Source organism: Agrococcus sp. TSP3-2-1 (genome assembly GCF_049897585.1).
GTDB lineage: Bacteria > Actinomycetota > Actinomycetes > Actinomycetales > Microbacteriaceae > Agrococcus.
In genome coordinates, this window is record NZ_JAFCWN010000015.1 from 1 (window position 1) to 1,241 (window position 1,241).

Consider the following 1,241-nt stretch of genomic DNA (forward strand, 5'->3'; position numbering starts at 1 on the left):
CGGGTTATTGGCCAAAACGTGTGGATGCGTTCGGGTGTGTCATGAGTGTCCGGCCCAGCCTGCGCGTTGCCAGAGTCCTTCGTCGGCGGCGAGGCCGGTGCCGTAGAGGCCGGTTGGCTGCTCGTGCTCGTCGTCGTCGACCGGTGTGTGGGGCGTCGGGGCGAGGGTTGCGGGGATGAGTTCGTAGGCGTGGTCGATGCCGAGCTCGCGGGAGTAGAGGAACCATTCGGCGGCGCGCTTCATGTGCTCTTCGCTCATGCCGCGGTGCGTGCGCAGGACGTTGCGGATGCCGTTGTTGATCCCGCCCTCGAGCGGGCTGGTGGTGCGGACGTTGCCGTGCTGGACGAACGTGAACAGGGTGTCGTTGGCGCTCAGGCGCGCCAGCAGCAGCCAGGCCTTGCGGAGCCGGTCGTGGGTCCACCAGCGGTTCCAGCCGTCGGTGGAGCGCTGCTGGGTGAGGTGCCCGTGCTGTCGCCACCATGCTTCGAGCCCGAGCCGCCATTCGATGGCGCTGTCGGTGTCGGTGACGCGCGAGAGGGCGCGGGAGAGCTGCAGCAGCGCTCTGCCGGCTTCGGTCCTGGGCCGCAGGGTGAGGTGGCGGCGGATGTTCATCTGCACGTGGAACAGGCAGCGCTGGATCTTTGTCTGCGGCCAGCACGCGCGGGCGGCGGAGGCGAAGCCGGCGCCGCCGTCGCAGACGACGATCTCGGGCGCGGGGATGCGCTCGAGCAGCGCGGTCCAGGCTGCGGCGGACTCGCGCGCGCACCACTGCCATGCCAGCACTTGGAGGCGTTCGGTGACGGCGATCAGCAGGCACCAGGAGCCGATGTAGATGCCGTCGACGAGCACCTGCCGGTGGCGCGTCTCGACCGGGCCGAGGGCGGGTTCGATCTGCCAGCACCAGGCGATGCGGCGGCGCAGCGTGCGGGCGGATGGCGTCGAGCTGCGCTCTTGCAGCGACTGCTTGCCCAGCAGCCAGAGCAGGAACCAGCGCAGCTCGTTGCGGCGGGCGAGGTCGTCGCGTCTGCGCACGCTCGAGGCGCCGCAATCCGGGCAGCGCCACCGCTGGGTGCCGGCCGGGGTCCTGCCGTTCTTCACCAGGCGTTGACCGCATACCAGACAGGACGACGAGTTGCTCGCGTTCGGCACGGTTAAGGGTGCCGGAGCAAAGCACGCCCCGAACTCGCCCGAGATTCCGCGGCTAGATCAGGATCCCATCCACACGTTTTGGCCTATAACCC

Annotated in this window: 1 protein-coding gene; it reads right to left on the reverse strand. The window is 69.3% G+C overall.

Annotated elements, in window-relative coordinates:
- Positions 1 to 39: 39 nt before the first annotated feature.
- Positions 40 to 1,149: an IS1249 family transposase gene (locus ACP7BI_RS13310; protein WP_425847166.1), complete on the reverse strand. Its 1,110-nt coding sequence runs from the start codon at positions 1,147 to 1,149 to the stop codon at positions 40 to 42.
- Positions 1,150 to 1,241 lie beyond the last annotated feature (92 nt).